The organism is [Clostridium] celerecrescens 18A, from assembly GCF_002797975.1.
In the GTDB taxonomy this organism is placed as follows: Bacteria; Bacillota; Clostridia; order Lachnospirales; family Lachnospiraceae; genus Lacrimispora; species Lacrimispora celerecrescens.
Genome location: NZ_PGET01000001.1, coordinates 4556316 through 4572275, shown reverse-complemented (window position 1 = coordinate 4572275; position 15960 = coordinate 4556316). Strand labels below are relative to the sequence as shown.

12 protein-coding genes are annotated in these 15960 nt (G+C 45.3%); all 12 read right to left on the bottom strand.

Going from position 1 to position 15960, the window contains the following annotated elements:
- Positions 1-243: 243 nt before the first annotated feature.
- The 12 genes from H171_RS20815 to H171_RS20755 all read right to left on the bottom strand — a co-directional run bounded on the left by H171_RS20815 (position 244) and on the right by H171_RS20755 (position 15952).
- Positions 244-954 (bottom strand): response regulator, encoded by a 711-nt coding sequence (locus tag H171_RS20815; RefSeq protein WP_100306837.1) that lies wholly within the window; start codon positions 952-954, stop codon positions 244-246.
- A 2-nt stretch (positions 955-956) separates the two neighbouring features.
- Complete coding sequence (locus H171_RS20810) at positions 957-3650, bottom strand: sensor histidine kinase (RefSeq protein ID WP_100306836.1); 2694 nt, start codon at positions 3648-3650, stop codon at positions 957-959.
- A gap of 29 nt (positions 3651-3679) precedes the next feature.
- Positions 3680-4255, bottom strand: a complete 576-nt coding sequence (locus tag H171_RS20805; RefSeq protein WP_100306835.1) for a potassium-transporting ATPase subunit C — start codon at positions 4253-4255, stop codon at positions 3680-3682.
- A 14-nt stretch (positions 4256-4269) separates the two neighbouring features.
- Complete coding sequence (gene kdpB, locus H171_RS20800; protein ID WP_100306834.1) at positions 4270-6327, bottom strand: potassium-transporting ATPase subunit KdpB; 2058 nt, start codon at positions 6325-6327, stop codon at positions 4270-4272.
- A 15-nt stretch (positions 6328-6342) separates the two neighbouring features.
- The gene (gene kdpA, locus H171_RS20795; protein WP_100306833.1) at positions 6343-8028 is read right to left on the bottom strand and encodes a potassium-transporting ATPase subunit KdpA; all 1686 of its coding nucleotides are present in this window, start codon (positions 8026-8028) and stop codon (positions 6343-6345) included.
- Positions 8029-8349: 321 nt separating this feature from the next.
- Positions 8350-9294 (bottom strand): transketolase family protein, encoded by a 945-nt coding sequence (locus H171_RS20785; RefSeq protein WP_100306831.1) that lies wholly within the window; start codon positions 9292-9294, stop codon positions 8350-8352.
- Positions 9279-10118 carry a transketolase gene (locus H171_RS20780; protein ID WP_100307608.1) on the bottom strand — a complete coding sequence of 280 codons (840 nt, stop codon included), beginning with the start codon at positions 10116-10118 and terminating at the stop codon, positions 9279-9281. The genes H171_RS20785 and H171_RS20780 overlap by 16 nt, the downstream gene beginning before the upstream one ends.
- A 108-nt stretch (positions 10119-10226) precedes the next feature.
- On the bottom strand, positions 10227-11579 hold the full coding sequence (locus H171_RS20775) for a PTS ascorbate transporter subunit IIC (protein ID WP_100306830.1): 1353 nt from the start codon (positions 11577-11579) through the stop codon (positions 10227-10229).
- 23 nt (positions 11580-11602) lie between these two features.
- Positions 11603-11884, bottom strand: coding sequence for a PTS sugar transporter subunit IIB (locus H171_RS20770; RefSeq protein WP_100306829.1), 282 nt, complete (start codon positions 11882-11884; stop codon positions 11603-11605).
- 20 nt (positions 11885-11904) lie between these two features.
- Positions 11905-13086: a BglG family transcription antiterminator gene (locus H171_RS20765; RefSeq protein WP_100306828.1), complete on the bottom strand. Its 1182-nt coding sequence runs from the start codon at positions 13084-13086 to the stop codon at positions 11905-11907.
- Positions 13071-13958: a BglG family transcription antiterminator gene (locus tag H171_RS20760; RefSeq protein ID WP_100306827.1), complete on the bottom strand. Its 888-nt coding sequence runs from the start codon at positions 13956-13958 to the stop codon at positions 13071-13073. The genes H171_RS20765 and H171_RS20760 overlap by 16 nt, the downstream gene beginning before the upstream one ends.
- Before the next feature lie 161 nt (positions 13959-14119).
- A complete protein-coding gene (locus H171_RS20755) occupies positions 14120-15952 on the bottom strand; it encodes an alpha amylase C-terminal domain-containing protein (RefSeq protein WP_100306826.1) in 1833 nt (610 codons plus the stop codon).
- Positions 15953-15960: the final 8 nt, after the last annotated feature.

Here is a 15960-nt window from a genome sequence, read left to right as displayed (position 1 = left end):
AGCCGTTTTTCCCTGTAAGCTACACTTTATTATGACAAAGACACCCTGTCTGATAAAATTTCTTGTTAGACAGGGCGCCTTATTCCATGATTATATTCGTTCTTCTCTTCAGTCTTCTCTTTGCTTCATTTTCTCTTTCAGCAATCCCAAAACCGCTGGTATGACTGACACGAGTAACTCGCTCGACAGCCGCCTATTGTGTGAGTCTATATAAATATGATGCCAAATATAACAAATGTAAAATTACCCTTCCTCTAATTCCTCCACCATCCGATACCCAACACCCATTTCCGTAAGAATATATTGAGGTACTCCTGGATTCTCCTCTATTTTACGCCTTATATTCGCCATGTTGACGCGAAGGGTATGGCTTTCATCGGTATAAACCCCCCATATTTCCCGTATGATGAAATCATGGGTAAGCACCTTGCCTGCATTCTTGGACAGTAAAACCAACAGCTTATATTCAATAGGCGTTAAGTGGATTTTTTCTCCATCTTTGTATACGACCCGTTTGTTATAATCGATTTCAAGCTTCCCAGTGATAAACGTTTCATCCCCCAGAGCTTCTGCGGCGGCTGTTTGAGGGCTGTGCCGCATAGCCGTCCGGATCCGCGCAAGGAGTTCTGAGGTTCCAAACGGTTTTACAATGTAATCATCAGCTCCAAAATCTAGGGCAGCCACCTTCTCACGTTCATGACCACGGGCGGAAACCACAATCACAGGAGTCTTTGACCATTGACGTATGGTTTTAAGGATCTCTACTCCATCAATATCCGGCAGTCCAAGATCCAGAAGAATAATATCGGGAACTCGGGAGGTAAACAGGGAAAGCCCCTCCCTTCCTGATTTGGCTTTAACCACCTGATAACAATTTGAGGTCAGGATGGCTGATATAAAATTGCAAATCGCATCTTCGTCTTCAATGATCAGCACCATCGGTTTTATATCCATATTTACTCACTTCCTTTCAAGGGCAGAGTGAAGCAAAATACAGTTCCTCCGTCCTTTCTGTTTTCCGCCCTTAAGCTTCCCTGATGCGCATTGACAATGGTTTTGCAGATGGACAGGCCGATTCCCATTCCTCTTGAGGAATCGGCACTCCTGCATTCGTTTGGCTTATAACCTGTGAACAGATGGGGAAGATCTTCACTTAGAATTCCCCTCCCTCTGTCCAGTACTTCGAATCTGGCCCATGTTCCTTCCCTCTCCAAACGGACTTCAATGGGAGAATCAGCCGGAGAATATTTTATAGCATTCTCAAGAAGGTTTATCAGCACCTGCACAATTAAGGTTCCATCCATTGGGACCTCTAAAAATTCCTCCGGAACATAAACAAGGATTTTGCTCTGGGGGAATCTTCGTTTGATACGGCTGACGGCCTCCCCTACGACCTCCTCCGCCGCTTCCGGGCTCTTCTTAAGATTGGAGGCATCTTCATTGATCCGTGTCACGGAAAGCAGATTTTCCACCATCCGTATGAGCCACTGTGATTCCTCCTGTATGTTGGCGATCAGGCTGTCCTGGGTACTTTCATCTAGCATCTTCCTGTTTTCCCGAATCACGGAGCTGGCACCTAAGATACCTGCAAGAGGCGTACGCAGATCATGGGATATTGCCCGCAAAAGGGTACTGCGCATCTTTTCCTTTTCCGAATCCACCATAATGTTCCGCTGTTCATCGGAAAGGTGCTGCCGCTCCAAGGCCATTGCCACCTGGGAAGCGATCATGCGCAAAAACAGGCGGGTATTATGGTCAAGGCTTCCTTTTCCGCAGGAAATTCCCCAGACGGCAAGAACCTTCCCCTGAGAGATCACCGGCATATAAAACGCTGCCGCCCCCATTAAGGTATCGGTTCCTGCTCCAGCCCGCTTCTGGTTTAAGAATACCCAGTGTGCAACCGCCTTTTCATCAGCGGAGTTTAAGACAGCGGATCCGATATCATCTGCCGCTTGCCCGACTTCGCCATTCTCTCCATGTTCAGGATCCGTAGTAAAAAAAATGATAGAACGTTCAAACAGCTTGACCACATAGTCGTTTGTAAGAGCCACGATCCGGTCAAGGCCCCTTGTGGCAAGCAGTTTTTTATTGATCTCATACAGGATTTCAGTACGGTGTTCTCTTTTCACCGCCAGCCTGGCTTCCGCTTTCATGCGCACAGTCAATGTGCTTGTAATTAAAGCGACTAGGAGCATGATAACAAAGGTCAGGGGATAGCCGGATTGGATTGCGTTAAAAGTGTAATAAGGCTCTGTAAAAAAGAAATTAAAGGTCAGTACGCTGACCGCAGAAGCAATCACTCCGTGCCAATATCCTTCCGTCATTCGGGAAACCAGTAAAACGGAGAAAATATAAACCATAATGATATTCTGGTTCATAATATTTAGCCTGTGAAGCCAAAGGGACAACAAGGTGGCGCCAACTAAAATAGAGAGTGCTTTCACAGTGTCCGTCCAGGAAAAATGAAAACTGTCATGTTTCGCTTTTTTTCTTGGCTCTTTATATTTGCGTTTGGCAACGCTACCAGGTATGATATGGATTTCTATATTAGGCAGAAGAGAGATTAGTTTATCTTCAAAATCCATGTCGAACAGATTTTTAAGTGTTTTTTTATTCCTGCTTTTACCCACCACGATGTTTGTGATACCGGATAGCTTGGCATATTCTGACACAGTGGCTGCAATATCATGTCCAGTCAGGTTGACAAGCTCAGCGCCTAGCTTCTCCGCCAGGTCCAGGTTCGACCGGATGGTCTTCTGCTGCTCAGCGCTAAGGTCCTCACTTTCCGTGCTCTCCACGTATAATGCGGCCCAGCTCGCATGAAATGCCTCCGCCGCCCGAGCCGTCCACCGGATGCATTTTGCTGAAGAAGGGGAGGCGCCGATGCAGACGAGCAGCTTGGTATTGGCCATTTTATCGGATAAGCTCCGCTCACTCTGATTTTCCAAGCTGATCTTATCTGCTGCGCAGCGCAGAGCGATCTCCCGCAAAAGCCTCAGATTATCCTGTATGAAAAAATTCTGCATGGCCGTTTCCGCCCGGTCAGTGCGATAAATCTTTCCTCCCTCCAGGCGGCGAAGCAGTTCGTCCGGTTCAATATCCACCAATTCGATTTTTTCCGCCCGGTCAAAGATATAATCCGGCACAGTTTCCCGGACCCTTACCTTTGTGATGTTCTCGATCACATCATTTAGGCTTTCCATGTGCTGGACATTCACGGTTGTATATACGTCAATCCCTGCTCCCAGAAGCTCTTCAATGTCCTGATAACGCTTTTTATTTCTCCCGCCCTCTGCATTGGTATGGGCCAGCTCATCCACTAGAATCAATTCCGGCTTAAGTTCCAGAGCCTTATCTAAATCAAATTCCTTTAGCTCTATATTGCGGTATGATACAGTTTTAGGCGGAAGCACCGGCAGACCATGCAGTTTCTGCATGGTCTCAGGACGGGTATGAGGTTCGATATAGCCGACTAAAACGTCGATCCCGCTTTTTAGGCGTTCCTGGGCGTCGTCAAGCATTGCAAAGGTTTTTCCTACACCGGCAGCATATCCAAAAAATATTTTTAACCTGCCCGGCCTTTGGTCCCGGTGCGTTTGAATATCCTCTAAAATCGCGTCAGGGTCAGGTCTGTAATCAAAGGATTCCATCCGAATACCACCACCTTACTTTTTAGATATCATACCACTTTTTTTATCTGCAGCAAACCATCAAGAGCCAAATTCACCTTTAAAACATTGACACCCGGCTCTCCGATAAATCCAAGAAAGCGCCCCTTTGTACAGGTCTTAATAATGCCTCTCACTTCATCCTCTGTCAAATTCCTGGCGGCTGCAATCCTTGCCACCTGGTATTCTGCCGCTTCAGGGGAAATGTGGGGATCAACACCGCTTCCTGATGCCGTAACCAGATCCATGGGAATATCTTTCTGATTGCCGGGGTCAAAGGAATGCCACCAGTTTATGCGTTCCAAAACAAGGGTCTGCTGCTCTTTGCTGACAGGGGAGAGGTTTGACACGCCGGAGGGCCTTCCAATAAGATATTGGGGCTTTGTAAACTCCTGGGCCAGCAGCTGGGATCCATATTCCTTTTGTGTTCCATCCATTTGGGTGACAACGATCATGCTGCCGTTTGCCTGATCCGAAAACAGCAGCTGGGCAGCCCCCGTAACTGCAGCCGTATAAATGATACCGCATAATATGGTCATTATGCAAAAGCACACAACAGCGGTTCTGAATAATTTCATGATTTTCATAATTTCTCTTTACCTCACGCAAGACCGCACACGGTCAGAATCATATCGATCAGCTTGATTGCGAAAAAAGGCGCGCAGATTCCGCCCAGGCCATAGACCAGCAAATTCCTTGTCAGCAGCTTTTCAGCCGGCAGCTCCCGGTATTTTACCCCTTTAAGAGCCAGGGGAATCAGTGCAATAATGATCAGTGCATTATAAATGATCGCTGAAAGCATGGCACTTTTGGCACTGGTCAGACTCATAAAATTCAAGGCTTCCAGCTGGGGGTAAATGCCGAAAAACAGTACAGGAATGATAGCAAAATACTTTGCCACATCGTTTGCCACACTAAAGGTTGTCAATGAGCCTCTGGTCATCAAAAGCTGCTTGCCGATCCGGACAATATCAATGAGCTTGGTAGGACTGGAATCTAAATCCACCATGTTTCCTGCCTCTTTGGCAGCCTGGGTTCCTGAATTCATGGCCACCGCAACATCTGCCTGCGCCAGGGCAGGAGCATCATTTGTGCCGTCTCCGGTCATGGCAACCAGATGGCCTTTGGCCTGGTAATCACGGATGAGGGCCAGTTTTGCTTCCGGCGTAGCCTCCGCAAGAAAGTCATCAACACCCGCCTCTGCAGCGATAGCCGCCGCCGTCATGGGATTGTCACCGGTGATCATAATGGTCTTAATTCCCATTTTGCGCAGATCTTCAAAACGTTCTTTAACGCCGTTTTTGACGATGTCTTTTAAATAGACCACACCCATCACCTGATTGTTTTTTGCCACCACAAGTGGAGTACCACCTGCCTCAGCGACACGCTTTACAAGCTTTTCACATTCCTCCGGGTAATTGCCGCCTTTTTCCAGCACATAGTCTTTGATGGTATCAGCTGCACCTTTCCGGATCTCATTTCCTTGATAGTCGATTCCGCTCATCCTTGTTTTTGCTGTAAATTCCACAAAGCTTGCACCCAGAGCCGAAAGCTCCCTGCCCCGTATCCCAAACCGTTCCTTTGCCAGAACCACAATGCTTCTTCCTTCCGCCGTCTGGTCTGCTAAAGAGGATAGCTGGGCCGCATCGGCAAGCTCCTGCTCTGTGACACCAGCCACCGGCAGAAATTCGCTTGCCTGGCGGTTTCCCAAGGTAATGGTCCCGGTCTTATCAAGCAGCAGTACATCCACATCCCCGGCAGCTTCAATGGCCCGCCCGCTCATTGCCAGAACATTGGCCTGATTTAAGCGGCTCATGCCAGCGATGCCGATGGAGGATAGAAGCGCACCAATGGTAGTAGGCGCAAGACACACCAAAAGGGCTATGACATTGGTAATGGAGATGGCAGAACCCGTTCCTGCCTGGAGGCTTGCAAAGCCGGTAAAGGGCCGCAAGGCTGCCGTTACCACAAGAAAGATAATGGTAAGGGTTATGAGCAAAATCTGCAAAGCCACCTCATTAGGCGTTTTCTTCCTGGACGCACCTTCCACCATGGATATCATTTTATCGAGAAAGCTTTCTCCAGCTTCCGCCGTTACTTCGATGATCAGCCAGTCAGACACCAGGGTGGTTCCCCCTGTTACAGCACTTCGGTCTCCGCCGGATTCCCGGATGACCGGCGCAGATTCACCGGTAATGGCACTTTCGTCCACGGAGGCAGCCCCATCGATCACTTCCCCATCCATTGGAATCTGCTCCCCTTCCCTGACATATACAATATCTCCTTTTTTCAGGGTATTGGAAAGAACCTCGGTATAATCGTCAATATTGGATGTTGTTTTCAGTTTTCTTGCCTTTACATCCTTTTTGGCACTTCGCAGGCTGTCTGCCTGTGCCCGCCCCCGCCCTTCTGCAATCGCTTCTGCAAAGTTTGCAAACAGGACGGTAAACCATAAAATCAGGGATATGGTTAAGGTATAACCCGAATTTTCATCCTTAAGCCCTGCAAAGGAAAGAAAATATAAAACGCCAGTTAGGACTGCTCCTATATAAACGACCAGCATGACAGGATTCTTCACCTGCACCCTGGGAGACAGCTTTACAAAGGACTGTCTCAGCGCATCATAAAAGATGCTTTTATCAACACTATTTTTTTCCATTCTAATCACCTTCTGTCACTGCATTGTAAAGAAATCGGCTATGGGACCAAGGGCCAGCGCCGGCAAAAAGCTCAGCGCACCGATGATAAGGATAACTCCGGTCAAAAGTCCTATAAATATGCCGTTGCTAGTGGACAATGTGCCCTCACTGACGGCTACCGCTTTCTTCCTTGCCATATTGCCGGCAAGGAAAATAACGGCTGTCATGGGAATGAACCGAACCATCAGCATAATGATCCCGCCTAAAATATTGGTAAACGGGGTATTCCCGTAGAACCCTCCAAAGGAACTGCCGTTGTTATTCGCCATGGAAGAAAAGGCATACAAAATCTCTGAAAATCCATGAGCTCCTGAATTGGTCAGCCATGACCTGGCACCAGGCATAGAGACGGCTGCGGAAGTTCCTATAAGCGTCAGAAGCGGGGGAACAAGGACAATTAAGCAAACCATCTTCATATCAAAGGGTTCTACCTTTTTCCACAGGTACTCCGGAGTCCGGCCAACCATAAGGCCCGCAATGAAAACGGTAAGAAGTACAAATGCAAGCATTCCATAAAGTCCGCTTCCCACGCCGCCGAATACAATTTCACCCAGCTGCATAAGGAACATGGAAACCATTCCTCCAAGAGGAGTAAGGCTGTCGTGCATCGCATTCACGGAGCCATTTGATGCGGCCGTGGTCACCACTGCCCATAAGGAGGAAGCGCCGACACCGTGAATTACCTCCTTGCCTTCCATGCTGCCGGCGGCCGCTGCATGTTCAAACACAGGTGCCGCAAACTGCTCGCTGGCAGTTATGGCAGCAAGAGCTGCGACAAAGAAAATCATCATGGTAATATAAATTGACCGCCCCTGCCTGCCGTCTTTTACTGCCCTTCCAAAGCTTACGCAAAGCGCCGCAGGAATCAGCAGAATAGATAGAACCTGTATCAGGTTCGAGAAGGCAGTTGGATTCTCAAGAGGAAACGCAGAGTTCATACCAAAGAAGCCGCCTCCGTTTGTTCCAAGCTGCTTGATCGCGATCTGGCTTGCCGCAGGACCTAAGGGTATTGTCTGCAAGGCTCCATTTTCCAGCATGGCAACTTCTTTGTAGGAACCAAACGTCTGTACCACCCCCTGGGAAACAAGCAGCAAAGCCACGAGAAAAGAAATCGGGATCAGGATATAAAGCGTGGACCTTATTAAATCTGCCCAGAAATTACCAATGGTTTTTTTCTGTTTCAGGACAAAGCCTCTGATTAGGGCAAAGAGGACGGCAATCCCCGTTGCAGCCGACACGAAGTTCTGGACCACAAGACCTGAAAACTGGGTGAAATAGGACAGGGTGGATTCGCCTGAATAGGACTGCCAGTTGGTGTTGGAAACAAAGCTGGCGGCTGTGTTAAAGGCCAGATGCCAGCTGGTTCCCTTCAAACCCTCCGGATTAAATGGCAAAAATCCCTGCAGCATTATTAAACTGAAAAGAAAAACAAAGCCTGCCCCGCTGAATAAAAAAACGGAAAGCGCATACTTTCCTGCGTTCATCTCATCCTCGGCGGCAATGCCCATAAGCTTATAAATCTCCTTTTCCACAGGGGCGAGGGCAGGTGTTAAAAATACCCTTTGCCCTGTCATAACCTTGTATATATAAATGCCCAAAGGAACGGACAATCCGATTAAAACAGCAATATAAAATATATCCTGCAAAATAATATGGCTCATAACTGATCACCTCGAAATAAAATGTAAAATAAATAAATTAACAATAAAACACCGATAATGCTCACGAGCATCAATATAGCTCCCATGATTTCCTCTCCTGATTCATTTATTTTTCTTCTCCCTGTGCTCACAATCATATCAGAGAAAAAATCAAGACGGTGTTAAAATGAAAAGGTACCATGTCAAGAAATTGTCAAGATTATACGGTTCCCCTCAGTCCAGCGATTCCATACAGCCTTCCCTGAAAAAACTGCATAAGAAAACACACCAAGGCAATCTTCCTCCATGGTGTGTCTTCTTTAAATATTTAAAAGCGAATTATTACTCATTATAAAAATTAAGAATGCGATTTGCCAGGCTTTCTGAATCCAGTTCATGCTCTCTTAGCAGTTCTCTTGCAGAGCCGGATCTTCCATAGACGTCATTCACGCCTATTTTTAAAACGGGGACCGGATAATGTTCAGACAGGGCATCACACACCGCGCTTCCTAATCCCCCGATAATGGAATGTTCCTCTACTACTGCTATTTTTCCTGTCTTTTTTGCTGACTGGATTACTAAATCCTTATCGAGAGGCTTAATGGTATGGATATTTATTATCTGTGCCTGGAGCCCCTTTTCCGATAATACCTTCTCTGCCTCCAGAACTTCATTAACCAGGATTCCATTTGCAATCACAGTGATATCCCTGCCCTCTTTTAATACGACCCCTTTGCCAATCTCAAAATGATAGTCTTCCCTCTGATTAACAGAAGGAACAGGGACTCTTCCAAATCTTAAATAAACAGGCCCTTTATGGTTATATGCTGCCTTTACCGCCTCTTTTGTTTCAATGTCATCCGAAGGACATATGACAACCATTCCCGGTATGGTCCTCATGAGAGCAAAGTCCTCATTGCATTGATGCGTGGCTCCATCCTCTCCTACAGAAATCCCTCCGTGAGTGGCTCCGATTTTTACATTTAAACCGGGGTATCCAATGGAATTGCGTATCTGTTCAAACCCACGGCCTGCCGTAAACATGGCAAAGGAGCTGGCAAAGGGAACTTTACCTGTTAAAGACAAGCCTGCAGCAACCCCCATCATATTGCACTCTGCTATCCCGCAGTCGATATGTCTGTCAGGAAATGCATTTTTAAAATAAACGGTCTTCGTTGCAGAAGCCAGGTCAGCATCCAATACAAGTAAATCTTCATGGATATTGCCTAATTCCACTAATGCTTCCCCATAACTGTCTCTGGTCGCCTTCTTTATGATCCCTGACATAACAACTTCCTTTCCCTTTCCAATTCGTCCATAGCAAGCTGATACTGTACTTCATTCAGTACGCCGCTATGCCAGGACAAATTATCTTCCATAAATGAGATGCCTTTTCCCTTTATTGTCTTCGTAATAATGACCGTTGGTTTCCCTTTTACCTGCTTTGCTGCCAAAAAGGCTTCTTCCAGTTCCCCAAAATTATGGCCATCAACTGTCACGGCATGAAACCCAAAAGCCTCAAACTTCTTGTCAATGGGATATGGAGAGCAGATCTCCTCAACGGTTCCGTCTATCTGGAGTTTATTATTATCTACAATCACGACCAGATTGTCTAATTTCCTGTGGGCTGCAAACATGGCAGCTTCCCATACCTGCCCTTCCTGTATTTCCCCGTCACCTGCCAGCGCGTAGACGCGGTAGTTTTTTAAAGACAGCTTTCCTGACAAAGCCATCCCGGCAGCAACGGAGATACCCTGTCCCAAAGAGCCGCTGGACATATCCACGCCAGGCGTTTTCTTCATATCGGGATGCCCCTGTAACCTGGAACCTATTTTCCGAAAAGCCGATAATTCATCCACAGGAAAGAATCCACGGTTAGCCAGAACTGCATAGTACCCTGGCGTTATATGACCCTTTGATAAGATAAACCGGTCCCGGTCTTCCTTTCCCGGGTCTTTTTCATCAATATTCAACTCTTTAAAAAACAGATATGTCAGTACTTCTGCTGCGGATAAAGACCCTCCCGGATGTCCGCAGCCCGCATGATATACGGCCTCAATGATTCCCTTGCGGATATCATTGGCTATTAATTGCAGCTCCTTATACTCCATTCCAATCCCTCTTTCTTTAATCTCTGACAGAAAATCCTGTCTTCCGGAGAAAGAAGAGCTGTAATGCCTGAACATACCATCAGGCATTACAGCCCTCCTCTTTATGTATCATGATTCTGATTCTTTTCTCCCAGGTTTCTTAATTGAAACAGCGACCATGACTGCCAATACCCCAAATACGAATATGGTAGCAGCTATAGGCCCTAATTGCCCGGCTTTACCGATCAAGAATCCGGAGGCTATAAAATCCAGATCAGAGAAGGTTGTTCCCTGGTAACCCAGATCACCAAGCAATGGCATTAAGAGAAGGGGGGCAAAGGTCAGCATTAAACCGTTTATAAAGGACCCAAATACAGCTCCTTTTACCCCTCCGTTGGCATTGCCGAAAACTCCCGCCGTAGCACCACAGAAGAAGTGAGGCACAACTCCCGGCAATATGATGATTCCTCCGGTAAGAATAAGCATTACCATACCTGCGATCCCGCCTACAAAACTGGAAAAGAAACCAATTAATACAGCATTAGGCGCAAAGGTATACACAATCGGGCAGTCTAACGCCGGTTTCGCATTGGGAATCAGCCTTTCCGAAATACCCTTGAATGCAGGCACAATTTCTGCAAGGATCAGGCGCACTCCCTGTAAAATGATAAATACTCCTGCCGCAAACTGAATTCCTTTAGTAATGGAAAACATTATATAATTCGTTCCGTCTGACCAGTTGTTCTTTACATAATCCGGTCCGCAAAAGAGTGCAAGAATCAGATAAAAGATGACCATAGTCAGGGAAATAGATACGGAACTGTCTCTTAAAAATGCAAGTGATTTAGGGAATTCTATCTCTTCCGTGGACTTAGAATTTTTCCCTACTAATTTACCGATCATTGCAGAAGACCAATATCCGATGGTGCTGAAATGTCCGAAAGCCACTTCATCGGATTTCGTTATCTTTTTCATCGTTGGCTGTGCCAGGGCAGGGAACAGCACCATTACAATTCCAAGAGCAACCGCTCCCACCACGACTGTCGCAGCGGTAGACATGCCGATGGTAATTAAGATAACACCAATCATACAGGCCATATAAAGAGTATGGTGTCCTGTGAGAAAAACATATTTAAATCTGGTAATACGGGCAATTAAGATATTGGCGAACATTCCGAAAAACATGATCAGGGCAGTAACCTGGCCATACTCTTTTAATGCCACCGCAATAATGGCCTCGTTATTAGGCACAACTCCTGCCGTATGAAACGCCTCCTGAAACATGCCTCCTAACGGAGCCAGAGATGTGACGATCACATCTGCACCTGCCGATAACACGATAAAACCAAGAAATGACTTTATGGTACCTCTGATAGTATCTGCCGCGGGTTTCTTTTGCAGCAATAGACCTATCAAAGCAATTAATGCCACTAATACTGCAGGGGTCGAAAGAATTTCCTGTATTATATTTAAAACAGCCATTGTCTTCTCCTCTCTTTGCGCAATCAGATTACATTCAGTTTCCTTAAGGACTCTTCCAATTTTTCCTTCAATTCTTTTTTATCAAGCAGGTTATCAAGCTCTACGACTCCTTTTAAATGGGTCATTGCCATCGCGATATCTCTTCCTGCAATAAAGATATCTGCCGTTCCCGGTGTCGCACCCCCTAAATCACTGTGATCCACCTCAATTCCTGCTGCCCCAATCTCCTTTAACACACTTTTTATATTCATTTCCATCATAAAACTGCTTCCAAGCCCTGAACCGCAAACTGCCAATATCTTCATATGATATTTACCTCATTTTATTATTCTTCATCAATATCTAGCACTTTGATGACATCCTCCACTGAGTTACAAGCTACGAATTGTTTCCTGGTCTCTTCGTTAGTTAAAATATTAGATAATTGGGCAAGCGCTCTTAAATGTGTGTAATTATCGATCGCCGCAATGGTAATGAATACCTTAACCGGCTTTTGGGGATTATCCAGCACGCAAACCTCTTCTTCCAGCTTCAAAAAACTCATTCCCAGTTTATTGACCCCTGATTGATTCTGTGCATGAGGGATCGCAACATAGGGACATATTACGATATAGGGACCAAAGCCCCTTACATTATCTATCATTGCATTGATATAATCTTTTGTTATGGAACCATTCTCCAATAAAGGCCTTGCCCCCAGCCAGATTGCTTCCTCCCAATTGTTCACATGGGAAGCAAATTGTATGGTTTCCTTCGTAAGAAGGTCTTTTATCACAGGTAATCCTCCTTCTCTGTTGCTTTCTTTTTTATACTTCTTCTGCAAGAGGTTCTTTAAGTCGCTGCTTAATCCTTTTTGATCATGAATCATTGCGTATTTCTCTACGATTTCCAAGATGGAAGGAACTGTTACATTAGCTTCTGATCTGATTCCAAATACCGAAGAATATACCGCCTCACTTATTATGAATTTTTCTTCCACCGTTAAAATGGGGGAGGACACGAACAAATACTTCTCTTCAGGTACATCGATCCCCTCGGTAGTGGAAAAAACCATGTCATAAGTTTCAAGCGGAATCCCTTTGAACTCTTCTGCATTGCAGGTAGTCACAACGTTTATTTCAGGAAATATTTTTATTAATTGGTTTTTCATCATAACAGAGCTTGCAAGTCCGTTCTGGCATACGATAATCGCTCTTTTTCTGATCTTATCCTGATCCGGCAAATCCATTACCGTCATGAAATGCAAGGCAATATAGGCAATCTCATCATCGGGAATCAAGCAGTCCAAATAATCCCCAAAGGGCTCCAGCACCAATCTGCATATGTCAAATACCTCTCCGTACTCTTTTTTAACCTGCATCAATGCCGGGTTCACTACCGGTATCCCATACTTCAGCCGAAAATAGGCCAAACGTAAATGCATCAGCATGTTTTCTGATATGCCCGCCTTCTTCTGCACCACAGTTCCCGTGATAACTTCAAAACGGTTAATCAGGCCTTGGCACATCTCCAATCGTAAAGCTGGAAATACATGTTATCTCCTAACGACATGCTTAACAAAAGTACAAACAAATAGTCAATCTCTTCCTTGGACAAATGAAACGACAGTGACTCATAAAAAGCTGTTACAGCTGCATAAAGGGGGAGGTGGTTCCACATGGGTTCATGAATCATGGGGGATACGTATGAAATTGACTGACCGTGATAGGGCATTAAACTGATAAAATAGATCACCAGGATCAGATATTCCTTCATGATCGGCAAATTAAATTCCTTAATCAAGGACTCTACCTTGTCTTTTGTTTCTTCAAATACAGCTTCATAAGAATTGTCCGACACTGCCAGCGAGATCAGTTCTCTACATAAAAAGTTGTCTTTCAAGTTAATAATTGACAGCAATACCAGAGATCGGATTTTAATGGGCTCACCTTCAAAGTAATAACCCAATTTTCTTGAATATTTTAATTCTACCTTATACTGACTGCCTATCTTTGCGATTTTCTTTAAATCACCTAATACCGTATTCTTACTTGATTGCAGCTTCGTAATAAAATGATTCAACCCCAAAGGTTCTCTTGTACAAAAAATCTGAATACAGATCATCCAGACTTTATTTTCCCCATTAACAATGAATTTCTGATGGGGCAGGTTTAACCTCGTTACTTTGTCAATTGTATCCTTATTAATCAGAAATCTCCCTCTTGACAATCTGATTCGTTCAATCTCATTTTCTTTCAGAAGCTCATTGATCTTACTCACATCGTATTCAATCTGCCTTTTGGAACAGCCTAATAAATCCATGGCCTTGCTAACGGAAAAATTTCTGTCATTCAGCAAATGCTGCAATAAATTGAACGCGCGCTTTTCAATAACTTGCATTGCCCCACCTCTTTTATGCAATATATCACTGACTTTTATTAATTATTATAATTAAGCTTTATTTTCTATGTTAATTGATACCTAAATTTGTCTTTTTAAAACAAACAAAAATGTGCTCATGAAAAATACATAAAAAAATAAGGGCAATCGATTGATTGCCCTTAATTTCCTATAAAAACCACGATGGACCTTGGCGGAACCAGAAACCGTTTCCCTTCTGCCGCTGGCTCCCTGCCTTCCGGGTACATGCCGTTTTCTTCCCCTTTATCCGTATGAAAGACCACATGCCATTGCTCCTTCTTCGGCAGATTAGGAAGATCAAACTCGTGTGGTTCCCAGTGCATGTTATAAGCCACATAGAAGTTGTCATCAGCAGTCCCATCCGGTTTTCTTCCATATTCCCCACAGTAAAAGATTCCGAGCTGACGCCGGAAATTATCAAACTCCGGGCACCATGCCTTTATTCCATGATAGGAAACATCCGGAAATCCGCATGCCAGATAATCCATGATCCTCGGCTCCTTCGGCATATGGAACACCGGATGAGCCTTCCGGAATGCGATCACTGCCTTTACAAACTCCAGAATATCCTGATTGGTCTTAACCAGATTCCAGTTCAGCCACGACACTTCATTATCCTGGCAATATGCATTATTATTGCCTGACTGGGAATTGCCGAATTCATCTCCAGCCATAATAAGGGGCGTTCCCTGGCTCAAAAACAAAAGAAGGAATGCGTTGCGCAGTTGCTTTTTCCGAAGTTCCACTACCTTTTTCCGTTTCGTTGGCCCTTCGACCCCGCAGTTCCAGGAATAATTATAGGGATTGCCATCCTGGTTTTTCTCCCCATTTTCCTCATTATGCTTGGTATCGTAAGATACCATATCCATCATAGTAAATCCGTTGGTATTGGCCATATAATTAATGACGCCGTATCCTCCCGGATTACTCCTGGTGCGGAATGCAAGGTTTTTCATCTGTTCCTCGTCACCCTTTAATACCCGGCGCATATCCACCAGAAAGCCATCGTTATACTCTCCTAAGTGCTTAACCTTTCCTTCAAAGACCTTGTCCCAGGAAACCGCAAACAGCTTGATCCGGCTCAGATAGGGATCCCGTTCAAGAAGGTAAAGGGGTGGGGTTCCCACCAGATGAATCCCGTCCACATGAAATTCATCCGCCCAGTACCGAACCACATCAAGTACAAAGGAGGGCGGTTCCTTTCCGGTAAAGAAAAGCTCCACGATCAACTCAAGTCCCTCCTTATGAAGAGCCTTCACAAGGCCTTTAAACTCCAAAGCCGGGGCCTTTATAGAGGCGTAGGAGGCCTTAGGTGCAAAATACCAGCCTGACGCATATCCCCAATAATTCAATTTTCCAACCGGTTTATCCACACCAAAAGGGTTCCCATACACAGGCTCCGGCATGATAACCTCGGAAAATTCATTCACCGGCATCAGCTCCACCGCAGTAATGCCCAGTTCCTTCAAATAAGGGATCTTTTCCCGTATGGCATCAAAGGTCCCTCTGTTCTTTACTTTGGAAGAGGCGTGCTTAGTAAAACCCCGGTTATGAAGCCGGTATATGATACTGTCTTCATACGGAATCTGAAGAAGCTTATCCTCTTCCCAATCAAAATCAGAAAACTCGATGGGAGTTCTTAAAATAGTGGAAGCTTGTTCAAGATCTCCCCATACCTCCCGTCCGGTAAATCTCGTGCCATAAGGATCTGAAAACAGTTTTCCGTCAATTTCAAAGCAGTATTCCAGATTATTAAAATCCTCACCCAAAATGGTTATGTTCCATACATCACCTTTTCTGGACTCTGCAGGAAAGGAAAGAGTCTGCACCGGTGTTTCATCTCCGGTCCTATAGATAAGGACCCTGCATTCTTCACCTTGTGCAGCCACACTCAGACGGATTCCGCCGGATACCCTTGAGAGCCCCATAGAATAGGTTCCCATCTCATGCTTTGCAATCTTATACTGTTCCATATCGCTTA